Origin of the sequence: Curtobacterium sp. GC_Cur_3 (genome assembly GCF_026544205.1) — a bacterium.
In the GTDB taxonomy this organism is placed as follows: Bacteria; Actinomycetota; Actinomycetes; order Actinomycetales; family Microbacteriaceae; genus Curtobacterium.
In genome coordinates, this window is sequence record NZ_JALNUI010000002.1 from 151,001 (window position 1) to 173,868 (window position 22,868).

General features: G+C 68.7%; 19 protein-coding genes. 13 read left to right on the top strand and 6 right to left on the bottom strand.

Going from position 1 to position 22,868, the window contains the following annotated elements; translation table 11 throughout:
• Positions 1-32 precede the first annotated feature (32 nt).
• From OXR63_RS01720 to OXR63_RS01735, 4 genes are read left to right on the top strand one after another with little or no spacing between them, the layout of a single operon-like run.
• Positions 33-992 carry an ABC transporter permease gene (locus tag OXR63_RS01720; protein ID WP_267419626.1) on the top strand — a complete coding sequence of 320 codons (960 nt, stop codon included), beginning with the start codon at positions 33-35 and terminating at the stop codon, positions 990-992.
• A 55-nt stretch (positions 993-1,047) separates the two neighbouring features.
• Complete coding sequence (locus OXR63_RS01725; RefSeq protein WP_267419627.1) at positions 1,048-1,944, top strand: ABC transporter permease; 897 nt, start codon at positions 1,048-1,050, stop codon at positions 1,942-1,944.
• A complete protein-coding gene (locus OXR63_RS01730; RefSeq protein ID WP_267419628.1) occupies positions 1,941-3,644 on the top strand; it encodes a dipeptide ABC transporter ATP-binding protein in 1,704 nt (567 codons plus the stop codon). Before OXR63_RS01725 ends, OXR63_RS01730 begins: the two co-directional genes overlap by 4 nt.
• On the top strand, positions 3,641-4,561 hold the full coding sequence (locus tag OXR63_RS01735; RefSeq protein WP_267419629.1) for an ROK family protein: 921 nt from the start codon (positions 3,641-3,643) through the stop codon (positions 4,559-4,561). Before OXR63_RS01730 ends, OXR63_RS01735 begins: the two co-directional genes overlap by 4 nt.
• Before the next feature lie 136 nt (positions 4,562-4,697).
• On the opposite strand, the gene OXR63_RS01740 is transcribed toward OXR63_RS01735, so the two are convergent.
• Positions 4,698-6,164 carry a GAF domain-containing serine/threonine-protein kinase gene (locus tag OXR63_RS01740; RefSeq protein WP_267419631.1) on the bottom strand — a complete coding sequence of 489 codons (1,467 nt, stop codon included), beginning with the start codon at positions 6,162-6,164 and terminating at the stop codon, positions 4,698-4,700.
• A gap of 172 nt (positions 6,165-6,336) precedes the next feature.
• Here OXR63_RS01740 and pcp point away from each other — a divergent pair, with 172 nt between their 5' ends.
• From pcp to OXR63_RS01765, 5 genes are all read left to right on the top strand, one after another.
• Positions 6,337-6,987, top strand: a complete 651-nt coding sequence (gene pcp / locus OXR63_RS01745) for a pyroglutamyl-peptidase I (RefSeq protein WP_267419633.1) — start codon at positions 6,337-6,339, stop codon at positions 6,985-6,987.
• 218 nt (positions 6,988-7,205) lie between these two features.
• Positions 7,206-8,324, top strand: coding sequence for a type IV secretory system conjugative DNA transfer family protein (locus OXR63_RS01750; RefSeq protein WP_267419635.1), 1,119 nt, complete (start codon positions 7,206-7,208; stop codon positions 8,322-8,324).
• Positions 8,325-8,565: 241 nt separating this feature from the next.
• Positions 8,566-8,898 carry a DUF4913 domain-containing protein gene (locus OXR63_RS01755; RefSeq protein ID WP_267419637.1) on the top strand — a complete coding sequence of 111 codons (333 nt, stop codon included), beginning with the start codon at positions 8,566-8,568 and terminating at the stop codon, positions 8,896-8,898.
• Positions 8,899-8,969: 71 nt separating this feature from the next.
• Complete coding sequence (locus OXR63_RS01760) at positions 8,970-9,716, top strand: hypothetical protein (RefSeq protein ID WP_267419639.1); 747 nt, start codon at positions 8,970-8,972, stop codon at positions 9,714-9,716.
• Positions 9,717-10,339: 623 nt separating this feature from the next.
• The gene (locus tag OXR63_RS01765) at positions 10,340-10,708 is read left to right on the top strand and encodes a hypothetical protein (protein ID WP_267419640.1); all 369 of its coding nucleotides are present in this window, start codon (positions 10,340-10,342) and stop codon (positions 10,706-10,708) included.
• A gap of 917 nt (positions 10,709-11,625) precedes the next feature.
• On the opposite strand, the gene OXR63_RS01770 is transcribed toward OXR63_RS01765, so the two are convergent.
• Both OXR63_RS01770 and OXR63_RS01775 read right to left on the bottom strand, forming a co-directional pair.
• Positions 11,626-14,454: a cutinase family protein gene (locus tag OXR63_RS01770; RefSeq protein WP_267419641.1), complete on the bottom strand. Its 2,829-nt coding sequence runs from the start codon at positions 14,452-14,454 to the stop codon at positions 11,626-11,628.
• Positions 14,455-14,572: 118 nt separating this feature from the next.
• Complete coding sequence (locus OXR63_RS01775; RefSeq protein ID WP_267419642.1) at positions 14,573-15,691, bottom strand: hypothetical protein; 1,119 nt, start codon at positions 15,689-15,691, stop codon at positions 14,573-14,575.
• 1,005 nt (positions 15,692-16,696) lie between these two features.
• Here OXR63_RS01775 and OXR63_RS01780 point away from each other — a divergent pair.
• Together OXR63_RS01780 and OXR63_RS01785 are read left to right on the top strand one after the other, a co-directional pair.
• Positions 16,697-16,939, top strand: coding sequence for a hypothetical protein (locus OXR63_RS01780; protein ID WP_267419644.1), 243 nt, complete (start codon positions 16,697-16,699; stop codon positions 16,937-16,939).
• 46 nt (positions 16,940-16,985) lie between these two features.
• A complete protein-coding gene (locus OXR63_RS01785) occupies positions 16,986-18,632 on the top strand; it encodes an AAA family ATPase (RefSeq protein WP_267419646.1) in 1,647 nt (548 codons plus the stop codon).
• Positions 18,633-18,665: 33 nt separating this feature from the next.
• On the opposite strand, the gene OXR63_RS01790 is transcribed toward OXR63_RS01785, so the two are convergent.
• The 3 genes from OXR63_RS01790 to OXR63_RS01800 are packed head-to-tail and all read right to left on the bottom strand — an operon-like array spanning position 18,666 to position 20,919.
• Positions 18,666-19,430: a COG4705 family protein gene (locus OXR63_RS01790; protein WP_267419647.1), complete on the bottom strand. Its 765-nt coding sequence runs from the start codon at positions 19,428-19,430 to the stop codon at positions 18,666-18,668.
• A 2-nt stretch (positions 19,431-19,432) separates the two neighbouring features.
• The gene (locus OXR63_RS01795) at positions 19,433-20,116 is read right to left on the bottom strand and encodes a DedA family protein (RefSeq protein ID WP_267419648.1); all 684 of its coding nucleotides are present in this window, start codon (positions 20,114-20,116) and stop codon (positions 19,433-19,435) included.
• Positions 20,113-20,919: a COG4705 family protein gene (locus OXR63_RS01800; protein ID WP_267419650.1), complete on the bottom strand. Its 807-nt coding sequence runs from the start codon at positions 20,917-20,919 to the stop codon at positions 20,113-20,115. Before OXR63_RS01800 ends, OXR63_RS01795 begins: the two co-directional genes overlap by 4 nt.
• A gap of 186 nt (positions 20,920-21,105) precedes the next feature.
• Here OXR63_RS01800 and OXR63_RS01805 point away from each other — a divergent pair, with 186 nt between their 5' ends.
• Both OXR63_RS01805 and OXR63_RS01810 read left to right on the top strand, forming a co-directional pair.
• A complete protein-coding gene (locus tag OXR63_RS01805) occupies positions 21,106-22,194 on the top strand; it encodes a sensor histidine kinase (protein ID WP_267419651.1) in 1,089 nt (362 codons plus the stop codon).
• A complete protein-coding gene (locus tag OXR63_RS01810) occupies positions 22,191-22,850 on the top strand; it encodes a response regulator transcription factor (RefSeq protein WP_267419652.1) in 660 nt (219 codons plus the stop codon). The genes OXR63_RS01805 and OXR63_RS01810 overlap by 4 nt, the downstream gene beginning before the upstream one ends.
• Positions 22,851-22,868 lie beyond the last annotated feature (18 nt).

The window sequence follows — 22,868 nt, forward strand, 5'->3', positions numbered from 1 at the left end:
GCTCACGAACGCCACTCACCAACGGAAGCCGCATGACCACAGTCCTCTACCTCACCCGGCGGGTGCTCCAAGCCCTCGTGGTGATCCTCATCGTCACGATCGTCGTGTTCTGCCTGCTGCACGCCCTGCCCGGCGGTCCCGCCCGCGGCGTCCTCGGCGTCTCCGCGACGCCGGTGCAGATCGCGGCGTTCAACCAGGCGCAGGGCCTCGACCAGCCGCTGCCCGTGCAGTACGTCCGGTTCCTCGGACGCCTGCTCACCGGGGACCTCGGCACGTCGTACACGCTCAACGAACCGGTCTCGCAGCTCATCACGGAGCGGCTCCCGAAGACCCTCGTGCTGACCGGCCTGTCCGCGGTCCTCGGGCTCGTCGTCGCGATCCCGATCGGGATGTGGCAGGCCGCCCGCCGCAACGGTGCGGTGGACTACACGGTCACGGCGCTCGCCTTCGTCTTCTACTCGACGCCGGCGTTCTTCCTCGGCCTCGTGCTCATCGTCGTGTTCAGCCAGCAGCTGCCGTGGCTGCCGTCCCAGGCGCCGAGCGGCACCACCCTCGCCGAGGTCTTCCAGGACCCGGCCGGTCTCGTGCTCCCGGTGCTGACCGGTGCGCTCGCGATGATCGCCGTGTTCAGCCGGTACATGCGGGCCTCGACGCTGGAGAACCTGCAGGAGGACTACGTCCGCACCGCCCGAGCCGGCGGGGCCTCCACCGCGACCATCCTGCGGCGGCACGTGTTCCGGAACTCGCTGACGCCCGTCGTCGCGATGCTCGGGTACTACCTGCCCGTGCTGTTCGGCGGTGCGCTCGTCACCGAGCAGCTGTTCAACTACCCCGGCATGGGCCTGCTCTTCTGGAACGCCGCGCAGTCCTCGGACTACCCGACGCTGCTCGGCTGCGTCCTCGTCATCTCGATCGCGACGGTGATCGGCACGCTCCTCGCCGACGTCGCACAGTCCTTGATCGACCCCCGTGTGAAGGCGGACCGCGCATGACCGACACGTCCTCGATCGACCAGCACCGTCCGGCAGCAGTGATGGGAGTCCGCGCATGACCCAACTCGCCCCGTCAGCCCCTGGCGCCCCGCTCATCGAGCCGGTCGCCGCGACCGGGTTCCGCCTGGCCGCCCGCCGGTTCTCGCACAACACACTCGCGGTCATCGGCCTCGTCGTGATCGTCGTCATCGTGCTGTTCTGCTTCGTCGGCCCCTTCCTGTACCCGACCGACCAGACGCACACGCTCCTCGAGCAGGCCAACCAGCGCCCGAGCGGCTCACACTGGCTCGGCACCGACGCCGTCGGGCACGACGTCCTCGGCCGCCTGATGTACGGCGGCAAGGTCTCGCTCCTCGTCGGCATCGCCGCCGGGGTCCTGGCGACCGTCGTCGGCACGCTGTGGGGCTCGATCGCCGGGTACGTCGGCGGCTGGGTCGACGCCGTGATGATGCGCATCGTCGACGCCGGCATCGCGATCCCCGCGCTGTTCATCCTGCTCGTCATCTCCGCGATCACCACGCCAGGGGTCCCCGGGCTCATCCTGATCCTCGGCCTGGTGTCCTGGCTGGTGCCGTCCCGCCTGATCCGCGCCGAGACCCTGACGCTGAAGAACCGCGACTACGTCCTCACCCTGCGCGCGATCGGCGGCTCCCACGCCCGCGCGATCGGCAAGCACCTGCTGCCGAACTCGGTGTCCACGATCGTGGTCGCCGCGACGTTCCAGGTCGCCGACGCGATCCTCCTCGTCGCCTACGTCTCGTACCTCGGCCTGGGTGTCCAGCCGCCCGCGACGGACTGGGGCGGCATGCTCTCGGCGGGACTCACCGCCGCCTACTCGGGACGCTGGTGGCTGATCGTGCCGCCGGGTCTCGCCGTGATCCTCGTCGTCTGCGCGTTCAACGCGGTGGGCGACGGACTGCGGGACGCCTTCGACGTGCGGGGCCGCGGATGACCGCCGACCAGATCCTCCGGATGACCGACCTCGGGGTCACCTTCAGCACCGAGTCCGGCACGGTCGACGCCGTCCGCGGTGTCTCGCTCACCGTCGCCCCCGGCGAGACGCTCGCGCTCGTCGGCGAGTCCGGCTCGGGCAAGTCCACGGTGGCGCTCGCCGCGATGGGCCTGCTCTCCGGCAACGCCACGGCCACGGGCAGCGCCGTCGTCGCCGGCCACGAGGTCGTCGGCGCCGCCGAACCCGCCCTGCGCGGGCTGCGGGGACAGACCGTCTCGATGGTCTTCCAGGAGCCCGCGACCGCGCTCGACCCCCTCACCCGGGTCGGCGCGCAGATCGCCGAGGTCGTCCGCAACCACCGCTCGGTCTCCGCGTCCGAAGCCGCGGCAGCAGCCGTCGACCTGCTCGACCGCGTCGGCATCCCCGACCCGGCCGAGCGCGCGAAGGCGTTCCCGTTCCAGCTCTCCGGCGGGCAGCGCCAGCGCGTCGTCATCGCCATGGCCATCGCGAACAGCCCCGCGCTGCTCATCGCCGACGAGCCCACGACCGCACTCGACGTCACGGTGCAGGCCGAGATCCTCGAGCTGCTCCGCGCGCTCGCCGTCGACAGCGGCACCGGCGTGCTGCTCGTCACCCACAACATGGGCGTCGTCGCCGACTTCGCCGACCGGGTCGCCGTGATGCTCCAGGGCGAGATCGTCGAGACCGGCAGCGTCGAGGACGTCCTGCTCCGCCCGCAGCACGAGTACACGAAGCGCCTGCTCGCCGCGGTGCCGCGGCTCGACACCGCCGAGTCCGTGGCCGCGCGCGACCGTGCGGTGGCTCCCGTCGCGCCCGTGGTGGCGTCCGACCCGGACGGGAGGCCCGACACGGCTCCGGTGGTCGACCTGCGGGACGTCTCGGTGACGTTCGGGCGCGGGGCACGGGCGGTCCACGCGCTGAGCGGGATCGACATCGCCGTGCACGCGGGTGAGACCGTCGGCCTGGTCGGCGAGTCCGGCTCGGGCAAGTCCACGGCGGCGCGCGTCGCGCTCGGGCTGATCCGACCGACCGGCGGTTCCGTGCACCTCTTCGGGCAGGACCTCCGCCGGATCCCGCGTCGCGACCGACAGTCGCTGCGGTCGGGCATCGGCGTCGTGCTGCAGGACCCCGTGGCCTCGCTCGACGCCCGGATGTCCGTGGCCGAGTGCATCGCCGAACCGCTCGCCGTGCACCGCCGGGGGACCTCCTCCGCGGACCGGCGGAAGCGCGTGGACGAGGTGCTCGACGCCGTGCGGCTGCCCCGGGCGCTGGCGTCCCGTGCGCCGCGCGAGCTCTCCGGTGGGCAGCGGCAGCGCGTCAGCCTGGCGCGGGCCCTGGTGCTCGAGCCCCGGCTGCTCGTCGCCGACGAACCCACCTCGGCGCTCGACGTCAGCGTGCAGGAGGCCGTGCTCGACGTCCTCACCGAGCTGCAGGCCGAGTTCGGGTTCGCGTGTCTTTTCGTCTCGCACGACCTCGCCGTCGTGCAGCACTTCGCCGAGCGGGTCGTCGTGATGCGCCGCGGTGTCGTCGAGGAGCAGGGCACCACCGGTACGACGCTGCTGCACCCGACGACCGACTACACCAGGCGGTTGCTCGCGGCCGTCCCCGTGCCGGACCCCGTGCTGCAACGGCAGCGTCGGGCCGAGCGGCTCGCCACCCTCGCGGCGGTGACCTCGTGACCCCGGTGCTCGCCGGCATCGACGTCGGTGGGACGAACACCAAGGTGGTCCTGGCGACCACCGAGCTCGAGGTGATCGACCGACGCGACCTGCCGACCCCCGCGCACGCGGGCGGCGGGGCGATCGTGGACGCGGCGCTCGGGGTGGTGACGGACCTGCTCGAGACGCACCGAGCCTCCTTGGCGGGTGTCGGGGTGGGCGCGGCCGGCGTGGTCGACGCGACCACCGGCACCGTGCTCGTCACCGGCAACTCGTTCACCGGGTGGGCCGGGCACGGCGTGACCGCGCACGTGTCCGAGCGGCTCGGTGTCCCCGCGACGCTCGACAACGACGTGAACGCGTTCCTGCTCGGCGAGGTCGCTGCCGGCGCCGTCGTGGGGGAGCGTGACGTGCTCGGGATGACCCTCGGGACCGGTGTCGGCGGGGCACTCGTGCTCGGCGGTTCGCTGTTCGCCGGACCCCGCGGAGCCGCGGGGGAGATCGGCCACGTGCCGGGCTTCGGCGACGGACTCTGCACCTGCGGGCAGCACGGGCACCTCGAGACGATCGCGGCGGCGCGGGGCATGGCCGCCCGCTACGAGGCCGCGACCGGACGACGCCTGCCGGTGCACACGATCGCCGACGCCGCACGGGCCGGGGACCCGGACGCGGCCGAGGTCTTCCGGACCGCCGGGTGGGGGATCGCCCGGGGCATCCTGCTCACGGCGGGGATCCTCGACGTGACGACGGTCGTCATCGGGGGCGGGGTCGCCCGGGCCTGGGACCTGCTGTCCCCGGCGATCGAGGCGGCCATCGCTGCCGAGCCGCCCGTCAGCGGGGCGTCGATCCGGGTCGAGCCGTCGACGCTCGGCTCCGACGCGGTCGCCCTCGGGGCGGCGGCGCAGGTGCGGGCGCGGGTGCTGGCGGCGGTCGCGTAGGCGCGCGGGCCGGCCGGCCGCCCGGCCGCTCGCCGGCTTGCACGCCCGAGCCGAGTCTCGGCGTCCCGGACACCACTCGCGGCCGGCGTCGCGAGTGCTGTCCGCCGAGACGAGACTCGGCGGGGCCTGCCGGCGGTCAGCCGGCGGTCGGGGGCGCCAGGGGGATCGCGTCGCTCGTCGAGCGGAGCGACTCCTGGCGCAGTTCGAGCTGCGAGACCGCCAGCGCGGCCAGGTCGCGCAGGTTCGCCAGGTCGGCTTCGGTCGCCGTGCGCGGACGGGTGTCGAGCACGGCGAGGGTGCCGATCGCGGTGCCGTCGTGGCGGACGAGCGGCACGCTGACGTAGAACCGGATGCCGAGCGGCCCGGTGACGAGCGGGCTCTTCCGCATCTCCGGGTGCGTCGAGCCGTCGGGGATCACCACGGGGACGGGGACCGGGGCGAAGCCGTTCCGGAAGCTGATGTGCCGTGCGGACTCGTCGATGCCCTCGGCCAGGTACGACTGCGACCACTCGCGGTCCTGGTCGAGCACCTCGACCAGGGCGATCGGGGCGTCGAACAGGCGTGCCGCCATGGCCGTCGTCCGCTGCAGGGCCTCTTCGGGCAGCAGGTCGAGCGTTGCCGGGTGCGACCCCGTGGCGGGGCGCTGGCCGGTGGCGGTGCGCGTGCCGGTGCTCGGTCCCGTGCTGCGCGTCCTGTCCGTCTCCGTCGCGGCGGCCGCAGTGCCGGGCGCATCCGTGTCGACCACGCGGTCCTCGGCCGTGGTGTCCGCGATGACGACGTCGCGGAGCAGGCCGACCAGGGCCTCCCCGATCGGTCGCTGCGCCGGGTCCCTGGCCGTCATCGCAGTCAGGGCACGCTGCCAGTGCGTCGGCAGCGGGTCCGGCACGACGGGGTCGCGCGACAGGCGGGCGACCGCGGACTCGACGAGCGACCCGGGGAACTCCCGCCGGCGGGTGAAGCACTGCAGCAGCACCAGGCCGAGGGAGTAGACGTCGCTCGCCGGGCCGACGTCGCCACCGCGGGCCTGCTCCGGGCTGAGGTAGGCGGCCGTCCCCGTCGTCACGCCGTCGGCGGTGAGCCGTTCGACGCCGTCGGCCAGCGCGATGCCGAAGTCCGTCAGCCGAGCCCGGGCGCGGTCCGCCCGGTTGCCGTAGTCCACGAGCAGGATGTTCGACGGCTTGATGTCACGGTGCACGACGCCGCGGTCGTGGATGTAGTGGAGCGCCTCGGCCATGTCGTAGCCGACCTCGGCGATGTGCCGCGAGGCCAGTGGCCCGAGCCCCAGGCGCTCCTCGAGGTCCTGCCCGTGCACGAGCGCCATCACGATGAACCGCTGCGGGGTCCCGTGCTCGTCCTCGACCACGCCGGCGTCGAGCAGGCTGACCAGGTTGTGGTGGTCGAGCGACGCCAGGACGCCCTGTTCGGCCTCCTGTCGCGCGATGTCCACGAGGCCCGGGTGGAAGACCTTCACGGCGACGGGCCGGTCGAGGCTCTCGTCGAGTGCGTCGTACACGACCGACATCCCGCCTCGGCCGATGACCGTCCGGAGCCGGTAGCGCCCGCCGAGGAGCGCGTGTGGCGCCTCCTGACCTTCCGTCATCATGCGTGCATCATCCCATCCGGCCGCGTCCCGGGCGCGCGTTGATCCCGAGCACGCGCTGCTCCGGTCGCGCTGCTCGGCAAGACACCGGTGTTCCGTCGTCGCGCCGCGACCTTCCGCGGCGCGACCCGTGAACACCGGTGTCTTGCGTCGGAACAGCCGTAGCATCGGGGACGTGGCCACCAGTGCAGCACCCGTCGTCCTCCTGACCGCGTTCGAGCCGTTCGGCGGTGCCGAGCGGAACCCCTCGTGGGACGCCGTCCAGGCGGTCGCCGCGGCGTGGGACGGCCCCGGCACCGTCGTCGTGGAGCAGCTCCCCGTCGTCTTCGCCGAGGTCCGAGCGGCCCTCGTCGCCGCGATCACCGAGCACCGCCCCGACCTGGTCATCGCGACCGGTGTCGCCGAGGGGCGCGATGCCGTCACCCCCGAGCGCGTCGCGGTCAACGTCGACGACGCCCGCATCCCGGACAACTCGGGCGCGCAGCCGATCGACGAGCCCATCGACCAGCGCGGACCGGACGGGTTCCTGACGACGCTGCCGATCAAGCGCATCGTCCGTGCCGCGACCGAGGCCGGCGTCGCCGCGTCCGTGTCGAACACGGCGGGCACGTTCACCTGCAACCACGCCTTCTACGAGCTGATGTCGATCGCGGCGAACGAGTCCTTCCGCGCCGGGTTCGTGCACGTCCCCGCGACGCCCGAGTCGGCGACCGGGGACGTCCCGACGCTGCCGCTCGAGGACATCGTCACGGCGCTCCAGGTCGCCGTCCGGGAGAGCCTCGACCCCGCGGCCGACGCGGTGCTGGTCGGCGGCGCCGAGCACTAGTCGTGCGGGCGCGCCCGTCGCCGGGCCGCAGCAGGGCGCGAAGCCGGAGTGCGGCCGGTCGAGCGCTACGTTCGAGGCGCTCGCCGTCGACCAGGACCTCGCGACGGCTTTCCTGATCCGGGCCCGCGCGCTCATGATCGAGCGGAGCGGGCTGCGCGGCCAGATGCTCTCGTTCGTCCGGTCGCAGGACGGCCGGACGTCATTGCGTAGTCCGGCACGTGCTCGAAGCGCCCGGCGCAGCCGTGATGACCTCGAACAACGTCGAGGACCTCACCACGGCGCAAGAGCTCGCGGCGATCTTCGAGGCCAGCACCAAGGACGCGGACAGCAAGAGCGACGCGCAGTTCGACTCGCAGGGCCGCGACCTGTTCGCCTACGCCCTCCTCGCCGCGAAGCTCGACGGGATGGGGCTCGGGCAGGTCTACAGCTGGATCACGAAGCAGGAGCACGCGGAGATCCGCGCGATCATGCAGAAGCATGGCCAGACCGGCCCGGCATCGGCACTGGTTGGCCTGCAGGGACAGCCGGACAAGACGCGGGGCAGCGTCTACGCCACCGCGCAGCGGATGGCGTCCGCGATCGCCAACGACACGCTGCTGACGTGGACGAGTGCGCCCGGAGTGCGGAAGTTCAACGCGGAATCGTTCGTCCGCGGCACGGACACCGCAGTGCTGATCTCCCGGAACGGTCCCGGATCGGGCGGCGCGTTCGTCGCAGCGCTGGTGCGGTCGATCTCCCGCGCCGGAGAGCGGGCGGCGGCCGCGGACGGTGGCCGCATCACGACGCCCGTGGTGTTCGAACTCGACGAGGTCGCAAACATCGTCCGGTGGCCCGAGCTGCCCGACGTGGTCTCGTTCTACGGCTCGATGGGCCTGATCCTCTGCATGTACTTCCAGTCGTGGGGGCAGATCGTCCGAGTGTTCGGCAACGAGGGTGCCGACACCCTGTGGAGCGCATCGTCGATCCGTGTCTACGGCGGCGGGGAATCGACGCAGTCGCCGTTCCTCAAGCGGTTCTCCGAGAGCATCGGCAACTACGACGAGTGGACCACCAACACGTCGTCAGGCCGCAACGGGTCGACACGATCGCGGGTGTCGAAGTCGAAGCCGATCCTTCAGCCCGACGTGCTGGCGCACCTGCCGAAATGGCGGGCAGTGTTCGACGGGAGCGACGTCGGGCCGGTGCTGATCCGCACCCGGCCGTGGTTCCTGGACAACGTGCTCAAGACCATGATCGAGGGCCGAGAAGTCAAGAACGGGAAGATCGTCAAGGAGAAGAAGACGGCCGCAAAACGGCCGTCGACAGCGGAAGGCACCGGCCGTGTCGAGCCCGTTTGATCCTGACCGCTGGCCCGCCGGCTACGGCCCCGGGTCCAGTGGCACCGGCGGAGCCGGCGGGGGAAGAGGGGACGAGCCCCCGCCGTTCGACGACGAGGACGCACCACCGCCCGTCGATGACGAGGACGCACCGTCGGCGGATCCCAGCACCGATGAGGTCGTTCCGTCTGGACTAGAGGACCCCGCGGCCGCACCGCCACGGAAGCCGAAGCAGGATCCCCGCGAAGCGTTCCTGCAGTGGGTGAGCGAGCAGATCGGGCAGGTCGAGGCGTATCAGCAGCCCATAGCGCAGAAGCCGGCGTGGTGCCCGGAGTGGTGGAAGCACCCGGAGGTCGTGCAGCGGCTGTACGTCGCGTGGAAGGCACACCAGCAAGCGGTCGAGCGCATGTCCGAGGGCAAGGGCGCGAAGTCCGCGTGGTGGGTGCAGCACTTGGACCACCACGCCCGCGTCTTGTTCGACAAGCAGCAGGGGCCGTTCAGGTCCTGCAACCAGTCTGGTCACCTTGCCGACAACGACGGCAAGCCGCTAGCGATTGTCGTCGAACTGCCAGGAGGTGACGTCGAGGTGTTGTGAAGTTCGAAGAATCGGGGCCAATCCCGATTCAGGAGAAAGCGCGATCGCAGTCGTTGGCTAGATTGCACATTATGACCGAGATGCTAGCGGCGCTGTTGGGCGCACTCCTTGGTGGCCTTCTATCCGCTGGAGTGAGTGCGTGGCAGACGGGCAAGGTCCTGAAGCACGAAACTGCAATGGCCGCAGCCGAGCGCCGTGAGGCCGAGCGGACGGAAGACGCACGTCGACAGTCAGTCGTTGCTGATCAGTTGATCGCGGCTCTCGCCAGCTATCTGACGATCGCCGAGGGCCGCCTCGAGGCTGCTGCCCACTTCGTGCGAGTGCGCACGACCGAGGATGTTCACCGTGATCGCGACCGTCGAGCGTCCGCCCTGCTCGAATCTGGTGCCAGCTACGCGCACTCCCTCCCTTTGCCGGTAAGAGAGCGATGGGATGCACTCGTTTGGCTGGTCCGTTTCAACACCTCGAAGCAGCCCGAGCGGTCCGATGACGACCGGCGACGTGACTACAGCGATCTGCTGAACTACAGCGAGTACGTGCGGCGATCACTGCGCGCCGTCAGCGAGGATGACCCGATGCCTCCGCCGTACCCCGCGCCCGATGTGCGCCGTGCGGAGCACCGGATATGGGGCTACAAGCCCGCGACGGGAAGCAATGAGCCCGACCTTTCCGACTGGCAGCTCAGCTCTCGCCTCGTCGGAGAGGTGACCTTCAGCACGGGAGAGGTGCGCTGGTACGGCCCTAACGGACTAGTAGAGGTTATATCGCCGGAGCCCACAGACCTGCCGTCTTCGGCGCCCGTCACCGACAGCCCGTGATGCTCGAAGCCTTACCTTCTATCGTTCCCCGTTCCGGAGCGCGAGCTGCGTCCGTGCAGGGGGACGGAGCGTTGCTAGGAGGGAGTCGCTCCGCGGCCGGCTAGGAAGCGAGGTCAGGCCTTGCTGACGTGGCCGTCGAGCCCCTCGTACAGATCGAAGTTCCGCTCACCGATCAAGGCGACAAGGGTGTCGAACGCCTCAGTTAACGAAACTTCAGTGGTGAGGTCGTTCATGCCGGAGTCCCGGACGGAACATCAACTGATCTCCGGTCTCGGGAACAGCACACGGTTTCGCGAGGATTCGACTACTGGCCCTCGAGGGATCCCGCTCACGCGGTCCTTTCGTCGTGGTTGGCCAGAAGATCTGCCCAAGGTTCACCTGAGTGACCACATCGCAGAGCCGCCGAGCCCGGTGACTGCTTGGGGGTGTATTGCTGCTTTCCGCTAGCGATCCAGCCGGCATGGGCGGCGCATCTTCCCATGTAGAACTTCTTCGACACCTTGCCGCCGTTCGGGAGTGGCCATCGCTCTTGTCGAGCGCAGACACCGCCCCACCAACGACGGCGCTGCCGTGCGACCGGCAACGAGTCCCCGGGCGAAGTCGGTCGCCCTTAGAGTTCTCGCATGACTGCGAGCGACGGCACCGGTTCCTCACCAGGCGATCCTGGCTTGTCCGGTGAGGCTGAACTACACATCGCCTCAAGTGACTGGTTGCAGGACACCAAGGAACCGCGACCAGGAGATAGTGAGCCGATCCTAATTACAGTTCTTGAGGCACAGTTCATTGCTGCGATCGCGAGAGCGGCATGTGATGGCCATCTTGCATACGTCGACACCCTCCGGCTCGTGAGCATGTTCCTCAATGCCCGCGTCATCGAGCATCAGAATGATCCGTCGGTCCTCATGTCCCGGACATCTGCGGACATCTGGACCGAAATCGACAAGCTGCCCTGGCCGCGTGGGGGCAAACCGCAGGGTCAACCCGACGTGTGACGCCGCGAGCCAACCTAAGGGATGCTCCCGGAAACCGCGCGGTTCAGCTCGATGCGGTCGAGCGAGACGGGGATCCCTTGGTCGGCTGAGGGTCGTGCGAGCGCTGGAGTACTGAGACTTGCGCGAACATGCTGAGATAATCCATATTATCGGCGCGCCATATCGATGGCTCCGCCTACCGTTGCAAGGCCGATGATGTCGATGCAGTCTGCCGAAACGAGGACCTGCTCGAGGAGCAGTGCCCGCGGCCGGCCCTCTGCCGCATCGGTGAAATTGGTCGGGCTACCGCAGTGCTCCTGCCGCCAGCATCTGTCAGAGTGAGCCGTGTGACGGTGGTGGGGCGACATGCGGCCGTGCTCTCAACCTGTGAGGCCGCGGTCATGCAGACTCTCCGCCTCGATTCCGTGACTATTCCGAGAGCTTTGAACCGCAACTGGCAGTGAGAACTACCCGTTGCGGCGCAGCTCTCGCGCTACGACGCCTGCCGAAGCGTAACCAGGGTTCCACCGTGGGAGGGCAAGTCAATTACTGCCTTCCGAGATACAGGACGCAGAACCGAGTTGCCACCTAGACGAGTAACTGTGACGCGTACTTTCTCGGACGGATTGGCACTCAACCATCCGTGCGAGGTTGGCCTGAAGCCCTGCTTTTTCAGCGACTTTTCTACCTCGCTAACGACGTCACCGTCCAACAAAACGCGGTAGGTGACTTCCGGGCCCTCCACGACCGTGTCAGCACCATAGTGCTCCTCAAATAGCACTACATGACCCTTGTGGTCGGTCTTTAAACTGAGACGCTGAGCGACCCCATCCACTACCGCGTACGTGTCCGCACTTACGGAACACCCGCTCAGTGCAGGTAGCGCCACGCCCGCAAAAACCAAGGCTGATACGAGTTGGATGGTGAATCGCTTTCCTCTAGTAGAGGTAGTAAGTCGCCCCCGACGGGAAGGTGTTAGCGATGACAGAAACAGATCCACTCACCCCCTCGAGATGGCTGATGGTAGTAGCGTCAATTGAGAGCGGAACCTCTGAATCCATCCAGGCAAGATCCAAATCCCCTCCGTCCACACTCACGATGTCAAGCAGGGAAGAGTCGGTGGTCCTCTCGAAGGTCAGATTTGAGAGAGTTGCATTTTTCACAAAAAGGGTTATGTGGCCACCAATTGCCGTGCTGAGATCATGAAGGTTGAGGCTGTCGCATGCCGTCGCATCATAAACGTGGTCGGACTCGTCACTGAGTTTCTGCTGAACCTCATTCGTACTTACATTGCATGTCCCGAAGGCCTGCAACCACGGCTCTGCGTTGGTCGGCACTGCGCGAGGCGTCTGGGCGGGGATCGCGGGCAGCGTGACTGATGGTGAATGCACGTGGATCGAATTCCCGGTCAATGGCGAACTATTGCCGTAGTCGTCGACGGACCAGGCGGTTCCTGCAGCGTAGACACCGGAACGGACTCGGACAGACTCGTGGAGCTTGACGTCTCCGTTTGCACGAATTACCCCCTGGATTGAAGTGTCGTAAGAGACGTCAATGTTGCCGCCAGCAATGACGTCTCCCTGGATCCTGCAGCCGGGCATGATGATCACGTCGCCGCTTGCGATAATGTCGCCACTATATTGACCATTCGACCCACAAACGAATTTACCGTCAACGAGTACATCTGCATTTCGCCGCAGTGCCGCCCGATCGCCGGTTTCAAGGTCGGAGCGCGATATGATTGCGCTGTCGGGTTCCGCGGGTCCAGCCGAAACAGACGAAACGCTCGAACTTCCGGAGTGATTAAAGGAGCGCACCCCGAAGGATACCGACTCGCCATACTCGATACCACTCATCGTCCAGCTGATTTCCTCAGCGCTTATGTCCGATGCGAAGCTGTCGAGTACGTCGCCCTCAGAACTCACCACTTGGTAACCGATTGCTCCGGCGACCTTGGCCCAGGTTGCCGTCACTTCATGGCGCGATGCGACAACGGCAACGTCTGGCGTATTGGGAGATGTTCCGTTACTCGCGGCGGTCACCGTGATGCGTGCGTTTGACACACTCGCGAACGAATCCGGCCGACGAACGGTTACTGAGACAGTGTGGTCTCCTCCGGAGCTCAGTTGCGCTTTCACGGTTTGGCCATCATCCCTAAGCGCTGAGCCGTCGACGGACCACTCGAAGGTGGTGCCCGGTGCGTATGCCACATCAGAAGAAGCAGTGGCGGTGAATTCCTGACCCACTTCGACCGCACCAGGAAGACCAATCGCAGTTTGGCCTCCACGTACCCCCTTTGAAGTCAACTCCCCTAAGGCGCTGGCGCCCTCTGCGAAGTCGCCACCTGTCTGTCGTGCAAAGTCCTCGTTATACGGATCGAGCGTGGTCGCCAGACGCGCAGACTGTGTTTCGGCGGGCTTGTTCGACAGGGTTCCCGAAACTATGGTCACGTGATGCTCTTTTGCTGCCGCGACCAATTCATCACGAGACGGTACTTCACCGTACTCTTCGGACGTCTGGTGCGTAGATTCGAGCTCTTGTTCTGACAGCAGCACGAGCGTCATGGGCCTCGCCGTCGCCGGATGTCCCTGAATATACGACATCATTTCTTGGCTAAGACGGGCGGTACTACTAGGGAGTGCCCATCCGTAGGGCGCTCCATAACCCGGATCCAGCCAGTTGTCGTACTCGTTGTCGAACGGGTTGGCTGTGCAGGTCTCACCTTCCGACTTAACCCCGTCGGATATCGGCGGGAGCCCGTAATATTGCTGATCGTATGGCGAGTTTTTGGTGCCGAGAAGCAAGTTACGCGAAAAACAGGCATTAGGGTTAGAGGCCAAGATTGTGTCAATTGATTCGGAGAGTTGCTCCTTGGCAAGCGGAAGGTCATCCGCAACGTCAGCCACATTCACGAAGTATCCAACGTCGGCAGACGGCAGGGTTTCGAAGGGATTGACGCCGGGCATTCCGACCTCGTTCGCAATCGCCGCGGCCGCTCGACGAGCTTCATCGCCGTACGTCAGGTGAGGAGAGAAAAAGTCTTTGCCGGATTCCTTCGCCGCGTTGATCAGGAAGGGTATATCCCGATATTGTATCTCGACATTGCCTATTCTCATCGTCGCTACCGAGTTACAGATCGGGTCCGCGTAATGGCATTCAGAAATGGCGTTTTGTACCCCGACGGTAGACCAATCATCATGCTTGCCAAACACGCCAGAGTGATTCACGTCATATGTGCCAGTGTCTTCCGCGGACGCCGAGTTGAACTGCGGGTCTCCGAAAAAGAATGCGCCAATGACATTCGTCAGATCACTAGAGTTAGCCAGCTTCATCCCTGCCTGGATAGCCATGGCGCCCTGCGAATAACCCGCAAGGATGACTAAGGTGTTGGGGCACTGTTGCTTGAGTTGGCGTATACTTTCAACAGTAGACTGCCCGCCTGCTGCGACAGAGTTGTCGAATGTTTTCGTTATATGAAGCAGCTTGCCGATCGCATTGATGCTGTCGGTCCCCTGAATGCTAACGGCTGGGTAATCTACACCTTGGGCAGAAATGGTTCGGCCTGTACGTCCGGTGATGCTGACCAGTTCGGAGTAGACAGCAGATAAGGGCGCACCTAGGCCGTAATTGTCTGGTTCTTCTGCTTCTGGCGGCTCGCCGGACCCTCGGGCGCCCATAAACGCGTAGTCCGAGCATGCTGCCGCTGCCGCGGGTGCTGAGAGCCCGATGGCGCCAGCGGCAAGCGTTACGGTGGTGATCGAAGCCAACAAAACAGTTGCTAGGCGCATTTTTCCCCCAGGATCAGTCTGCGCTCAGGTTGGCAGTCGAGACCCGGCCCGGTCTACCCCCCACATGGGGTTCAGGATCGAGATCGAGAGCCAGGGCTCAACAAGGGGACTCCCCCGTTGCCGTCGTGTCCCGTCGGTTACCGCTCGAGGCCGTCGTCGCCGCGTGACAGGTCTGGTGCCGGAGACGGGTCCAGCGTGAGAGAGCTGTCGGCGTTGCTCGACGTCGACATCTTTTCGGGGTTGATACCGGCCTGGCGGAGCATCTCTCGGTCTCGCAATTCGAACTCGTCGTACTGCGGCTCGCCGACTCTCCCGGTCGCGGCGATCGCGTCGGAGTCGGTCTGCCCTTGCCGGCGATCGACGCCGTCTCGGTCGCCGTCTCGTCGCGGCTGTCGGAGGTGTCGGAGGTGATCCTGGCGACGTCGGTGTCGGTCTGGCTCTCGACGGCCGCGGCCGCCGCGGCACCGAGCGCGGCACCCTCGGCAAGCGCGGCTGCATCGCCGTCGCGCTGCTCGGGGTTCGGGTACCGCGACGCCAGACGGTCGTTCCGCTCCTGCTCGCGCGCCGCTTCCCGCTGCGCATCCCGTTCGGCCTGCTCGCGCTGCCGGTCGGTCTTGCGCTGGGCCTCGCGGACGGCGAAATCGCGCTCGCGTTCGGCCTTCCGCTGGGTCTCCTGCAGCTGCCGGCGACGTTCGTCCGCGGCGCGCTGCGCCTGGCGGGCAATCTCCGAGGTGATGGTCTGCCCTGCCCGGCCTGCCTGGCGGCCAACGTGCTCGAGTGTCTGGTCGAGAGGATCGCTCATGATGATTCCTTCCTGTCCGGTGGGGGACGACGCCGCAGCCCCCGGAGTGGTCTCGGTGCCGCCCGTGGTCGCGGGTGCGGCCTCCGTGGTGGTCTCGGCGACGACGTCGGTGGCCCTGGCCACCGGCGTCGACGTCGCCTGCTGCACGGCCTGGGCGGCCGAGACGAGGGCTGTCCGTGCCGCGGCCGACTGCTCGGCCGCGTGCGCGGCGTAGTGCTCGCGGGTGGACTCGGCCACCTCGGGTGCAGTCGATAGCGCGGCCGCCTTGTGGAGCGCGGTCACGCGTTCCTGGAGGCGGTCCGCGACGGGGTTGCCGCGGAGCTTGTCCGGGATCGCCTGCGGCTCGGACGGGTCGATGCGGTACTTCGTGCGGAGCACGTCGACCTCGGCCGCGGTGCGGTGCCAGTCGAACATCCGCCACGGCTCCGACGGGAGGCGTCCGAGATCCTGCGTCCACGCCGGCTGCTCGAGGGCGAGGTCTGCGCCCCGCTCGCGGAGGCGGACGCCGATGTAGTGGTGCCGTTCCGCGAGGTGGTCGCGCCACTCAGCGGGCAGGAGCTCGTCCTGGTGCCGGCAGTCGTCGGCGATCCACGCCGGGACGCCATCGACGGGCTCCCGGTCCACGAGTAGGACGGTCGGCTGGCCGACCCCTCGAGGGCCTGCTCGATACGCCAGTGCAGCACCGCAGGGACGTCGTCAGCGGTTCCGAGCTCACGCTGCTGGTAGGCGTCCTGCAGCGTCGCGATCGGGTCGTGGCCGTAGTCCTCCGCGTGCCGGAGCGATGCCGCGAGGGCACCCCACGACTCCTGCCCCTCAAGCGAGGACGCAAGCTCGACGCCGAGGGCGCGTTCCACGATCGCGCCGATACGGAGCTCGTCGGCACGGGCGGCGACGTCGGCGTGCTGGTCAATGAGCGTGACGAGGTCCTCGACGCGGTCCTGCTCGGCGCGGATCGTCTCGTGAGCGGACAGCATCCGCTCCGAGCGGGCCGCGATCTGCTCGAGGGCGTCGGGGACGGTCGCGGCGTCGTCGAGGGCGAGGTACAGGCGGTTGCTCTCCTTGCCGCGGGACAGGGCCGTGTAGGCGTCCTCGCGGCTCATGGTGGCGTCGCCGAGGACGTGGGTGTTGTCGGTGGTGAGGCCCTGGGAGCGGCTGATGGTGCGGGCGTAGCCGACCGCGACATGGCGGCTGACGTACCCGGCGGGGAGCTGGATCACGGCGCCGTGCTCGGCGTGGGCCACGTCGAGGGCGCCGTCGTCGAGGATCCCGGTGACGGTCCACAGGTCGCCAATCTTGACCCGGTCGCTGCCGCCCTGGATGCGGAGGTCTGAGCCGTTGCGGCGGGTGACGATGGTGTCGCCGACGTGCGTGGCGAGACCGTCACGGAGGTTCACCGACCGGGGGGTGTCGAGGTCGCCGGTGGAGATTCGGTACGCCTGTGCGCGGGCGTGGAGGTCCGCGACGGCCGTCGCGGTCGGGGCGAGCATCAGCGACCGCACGCCGTCGTGGGTGTCGTGCTGCCAGCCCTCGAAGACCGCGGCGGTCATCCGCTCGCTGCGCAACGGGCCGCTGGCCGACATCGTCACTGCACTCGAGGTCGCCGTCCGCGAGAGCCTCGACCCGGCGCCCGACGCGGTGCTGGTCGGGGGCGCCGAGCACTAGTCGAGCGGCCCTGGTCACGGTCAGCGGGCAGCGCCAGGATGCACTCGTGCTCGACGATGCAGACCGGGACCTCATGCGTGCCTTCGCACGCTTCCTCGACCACGCGAACGACCTCGCGGCGACGGAGCAGCGCGCCCAGCTGACCCCGATCGGCGAACGGCTCCGTGACCACCTCGGCGCCGACCCGCAGACCATCCCCGTGGTCACCGAGGAACTCGCCGACCACCGGCTGGTCGACGCCGACATCGCGCTCGACGAACTGACCGGCCCCGACCCGGACGCGCTCGTCGGCATCGCCGGGGACGACGGCCGCTTCCACAGCTCGATCAGCGAGTTCGTCGCGCACGCCCACACGCGCTGGTCGCTCGGTCCCGTGAGCTACGCGGCCCGCGCCACCGGCCCGGACACGACACGGCGGGTGGTGTCCTTCGGGCTGCGCCTCATCACCTTCGAGGGAGCGCCCGTCGTCGTCCTGCAGCGCGGCGCGAAGCCCGAGTACGGCCGGTCGAGCGCCACGCTCGAGGTGCTCGCCGTCGACCAGGACCTCGCGACGGCCTTCCTGACCCGGGTCCGCGCGCTGATGATCGAGCGGAGCGTGCTGCGCGGGCAGGTGCTCTCGTTCGTCCAGTCGCAGTACGGCGCCGACGCCGGCGCGACGTTCCTGCGGCGGCCGGACACCACCGCGGACGACGTCGTGCTGGCCGACGGGGTGCTCGACGAGGTCGTCGCGCACGTCGTCGGGATCGGCGAACAGCGCGAGGCACTGCTCGCCGCGGGGCAGCACCTGAAGCGCGGGGTCCTGCTCTACGGGCCGCCCGGAACCGGCAAGACCCTGACGATCCGGCACCTGCTGCACCGGACCGAGGGCGTCACCGCGGTGCTCCTGACCGGCTCGAGCATCGCCGCGATCGGTGCCGCGGCCGAGGTCGCCCGCACCTTCCAGCCGTCCATCGTCGTGCTCGAGGACATCGACCTCGTCGCCATGGAGCGTGACATGACGCCGCAGCCGCTGCTGTTCGAGGTGCTAGACGCGCTCGACGGCCTCGACGGGGACGCCGACGTGGCGTTCGTGATGACGACCAACCGGGTGTCGGTGCTCGAACGGGCACTCGCCGACCGACCGGGGCGCGTGGACCTCGCCGTGGAGGTGCCACTGCCCGGCCTGCCCGAGCGGACGCGGCTGTTCCGTCGCTACGCGGGCGCGCTGCCGTTCTCCGACGAGGTCCTCGCGCAGGCGGCCGAGCGCGCCGAGGGCACGACGGGCTCCTTCGCAAAGGAGCTCATGCGGCGGAGCGTCCTCGGTGCCGCCATGCGCGGCGCCGAGCCCTCGGACACCGACCTGCTCGACGCGCTCGAGTCCCTGCTCACGGCACGCTCGGCGCTGACGCGGAAGCTGCTCGGCACCCGCGGCGACGGCGACGGCGACAGCGACAGCGACAACGACAACGACAACGACGCCGACGGGGACGGCGGCCCGGACGACATCGAGCCTGAGGACGTGGTGGACTTCGCGTTCGTCGCCGGCCGGGGCGAGCCCGGCTTCCCGGTGATCGTGCCCGCGGTCATCGATGAGGACGAGCGCGAGCACGAGCACGAGGACGAGCGCGAGCGCGAGCGCGAGCACGAGCACGAGCACAGGGGCGACACAGGACTCGGAACCAGTCCGGACGATCGGCCTCCTGCCGACCAGTGAGCAGCGGCCGCCCGCCGCCAGCGCCGTGGTGCCTCAGCGCGCGACGACGGTCGACGACTGCGCGGACCGTCGGAACTGCGCGGACCAGGCCACCGCCACGGCGATCACGATCAGCAGGACGGCACTGACCAGCCCCGTGCCGACAGCGAGACCGCCCCGCGCGTGCGGGACCGCGACCCAGTCCGCGAGGGACGCCCCCACCGGCCGGGTGAGCACGTACGCCGTCCAGAACGCCGTGACGGGGCCGAGCACGCCGCCCACGCGACCGAGGACGACGACGGCCATGGCGGCGACGAAGACCATCCCACCGGCGAAGTACCCGAGGTGGAAGGTGCTGGCGAGCAGGTCGCCGGCAGCGGTGCCCATCGCGAACGTGGCGATGACTGCGGCCCAGTAGAAGCACTGTCGGCGCCGGCTGGTGATGGTGTGCACGTCGAGGCTTCCCTCGGTGCGGCGCCACACCACGAACACGGCGACGAGGCCGACCAGGAACACCGGTGCGGAGACCAGGTAGGGGACGCCGAGTGCGACGTGGGTGACGTCGGCGATCATCGTGCCGAACACCCCGACCATCGACACGGCCGCCCAGTACCTCCAGGGCGCGTACCGGGTCGCGGCGAGCTGCACGACGAGGACCACCGCGAAGAGCACCGCCGTGGCCAGGACCGTCGGGACGGGATCGAACCGCGTGACGAGGAAGTCGGAGAGCGCCTCGCCCATCGCCGTGGTGAGCACCTTGATGACCCAGAACGACGTCGTTGGGTCGGGCACACGGTTCGGTGCGATGCGGGTCGTCACGGTCATCCTCGTCGGTCCCGACCGGCCGCGGCGGGCTGGTCCGCCGGATCGCCGTCCGTTCCTGACCGGCGGCCCGTCCGACGGCGGAGCGCCCCGATCACGATCGGGAGCACCGAGACCAGGACGATCACGATCATGAGGACGTCGATGTTGTGTGCCACGAACGGGATCCCGCCGAGCAGCACCCCGACGGCGGTCAGGCCTGCAGCCCATGCGATCGCCCCGATGAGGTTGAACAGCAGGAACCGGCGGTAGTGCATCCCGGCGGTGCCGGCCGCGAGGGGGACGTAGGTCCGGACGACGGGGACGAACCGGCCGAGGACGAGTGAGAGCCCGCCCCACCGGGTGAAGAACGCCTCTGCCTCGTTGAGCCGAGCGGTGGTGAGCAGACGCGCGTCGTCCCGGAACCAGCGACGCCCGAAGCGCTTGCCGAGCCAGTACCCGACCTGGTCACCGGCGATCGCCGCGAGGGACGCGACGAGCGCGACCTGCCACGGCGTGACGCCCAGGGCGCTGCTGATGATCGCGGCGGTGACGAGCAGGGAGTCGCCGGGCAGGAACGGGAACAGCACCCCGGACTCGATGAAGATGAGCACGGCGATGCCCACGAGGACGTACGGACCGAAGGCGTGCAGCACGGATGCTGCGTCGAGGAGGTGCACGGCGAGGGGGACGGTGGCGGTCACGATGAGACACCCAGCTGCGCCTGCGGAGCGGTGGTGTCGCGACGCAGACGGATCGAGAGCCAGCTGATGACCGCGGCGATGAGGACCAGGAACACGATGCTGGTGGTGATGGTGCCGATGCCCAGGCCACCGTCCTTGACCGGCGACGAGAGCAGGTCGCCGGTGGAGGCGCCGAGCGGGCGGGTGAGGACGTAGGCGATCCAGAAGCACACGACCGGTCCGCGGTGCCCGATGAACCAGACGGCCGCGGTCAGGGCGATCGCCCCGGCGAACAGGAGCAGCGACGGGAAGTACCCGAGCCCGGTCTGCTCCGCGATCAGGTCACCGGCGGCGGTGCCGAGGGCGAACGTGAACAGGATCGCCAGCCAGTAGAACGCTTCCCGGCGGATCGTGTCGATGCTGTGGATCGAGATCGTCCCCTCGGATCGGTACCAGATGACGAAGACGGCTGCCAGCGCCACGGCGAAGACGGTCGTGCTGAGGGCCAGCGGGACGCCGAGCCCGTCCGTCAGGTTGTCCGTGATGCACGTGCCGACGATGCTGATCAGGACCACGGTGACCCAGTACAGCGGCGGCCGGTAGGCGCGGGTCCGGAACTGCAGGACCAGGAACACGACGAGCGCGACGGCCATGACCAGGGTCGTCAGCGGCAGGCCGAGCCCGACCGTGTCGCTGAGGAGGTCCGCCGCGGTCTCACCGACGGTGGTGGCGAGGATCTTGATGACCCAGAACGACACGGTCGGGTCCGGCACCTTGTTCGAGCGGACGCGGGTCCGCAGCCGGGCTGCAGGCGCGTGGGACATGACGTTCTCCTCGTCGGGACGGACCGGACCGCGGATGCGGGAGCGGCGATGCATCGACGCTAGGAACGCGGGGCCAAGACTTCACCAAGAAACGAGATCGGTCTCGGCGTGCGGCAGGATCGGTGCCGACGCACCGACGTCGGAACACCCCCGTGTCCCGGTGCCGGCGCCGTGGAGGGAGCACAGGTGAGGTCACCGTGGTGGTCATCGATCGCTGACGCAGCGGTCACGTGGTCGTTCCGTTCCGGACAGGAGCGTGACCCGGACCGGTTGGCGTACCGCCGGTCCGTCGTCGGCATCGCGTTCCAGGTCGCCGTCGTCTCCGCGGCGCTGGTCGCCGCGATCATCGCGCTGGTGGTCGGGTACGTCCTCTGGCAGCTCACCCCGGGACAGCTGCACGAGGCTCCGGGGGCGAGCGACGTCCGCATCTCCCTCGACACCGTCGACCTGAGCATCGCGGTGGTCGGGGTCGGCGGATTCTCGATCGTCCTCGCCGGCATCGCCGCGTGGAGGATCGCACGCCGGGCGGTGCGTCCCATCGCCGAGGCCGCCCGTGTCCAGCGCACGTTCGTCGCCGATGCCAGCCACGAACTCCGGACGCCGCTGGCGGTGCTGCATGCTCGCGTACAACGGCTGCACATGATGACGCCGGCGGACGACCCGCGGCACGCCGTCGTGGACGAGCTCCGAGGCGACACCCGTGTGCTGATCGACATCGTCAACGACCTCCTGGACGCTGCTGCGGGGAACAGCGGAGCGAGCGGAATGGCCGACCTCGCCGACGCCCTGGCGACCCTGCGGCGGGACATGACCGTCCTCGCGGTGGAGCGGGAGGTGCACCTCGACGTCAGGCCGGTCGACGCGGCACTCGCCGGGGCCACTCTGGCGGTGTCGGAGACGCAGCTGCACCGGTGCCTGGTCGCCCTGACGGACAACGCGATGGGTCACACGCGCGCCGGTGGACACGTCCGGGTGTCGACGAGCGCGAGCGGCGCCTCCGCCGTGATCCGTGTCACGGACGACGGACCCGGCATCACCGGAATCCCTCCCGCCCGCGTCTTCGACCGCTTCGCCCACGGCACGCCGACGGGGCCGGCGGGCGCTGCCGCTCCGCGCACCGGGTACGGCATCGGGCTCGCGCTGGTGCGCGACGTCGCCGTCCGCGCCGGCGGCGACGTCGCCGTGGAACGCACGGGTGCGGAGGGCACCGTGTTCGCGCTCCGGCTGCCGGTGCGACCCGGCGGACCATCCGACGACCGGGAGGGCCGCCCGTGACGCTCCGACTCCTGCTCGTCGAGGACGACCCACGACTCGGCCCCCTGGTCGCCGAGGTCCTGGGTGACGAATGGGAGGTGACACTCCGCGCCGACGGGGAGAGCGCACTGGAGGTCGCCGCCCAGCAGTACTTCGACGTGATGGTCGTCGACCGCCGGCTGCCCGGCATCGACGGCACCGAGGTGATCGCCACCCTGCGGGAGCGCCGCATCAGCACGCCGGTGCTCATGCTGACGGCGCTCGGGGCGGTCAGGGACCGGGTGTCGGGCCTCGACGCCGGCGCGAACGACTACCTCGTGAAGCCGTTCGACTTCGACGAGCTCACCGCACGACTCCGAGCGCTGACGCGGGACTACTCCGGCACGGGGGCCACGATCGAGATCGGCGGATGGGCCTTCCACCCCGACGACCACAGCATCACGTCCCCGTACACGGGCAGGGTGATGCTGACGGAGAAGGAGACCGCGATGCTCCGCCTGCTCGCGAGTGCACCAGCGCGCGCCTTCACCCGCCAGCACCTGCTCTCCGCGGTCTTCGAGCACGGCGAGCAGGTCGGCACCGTCGACACCTACGTGCACTACATCCGGCGCAAGACCGACCGCGACCTGATCACCACCATCCGCGGCGTCGGCTACCGACTCGGCACCCCGGCCTGAACACGACCCGCTGACACC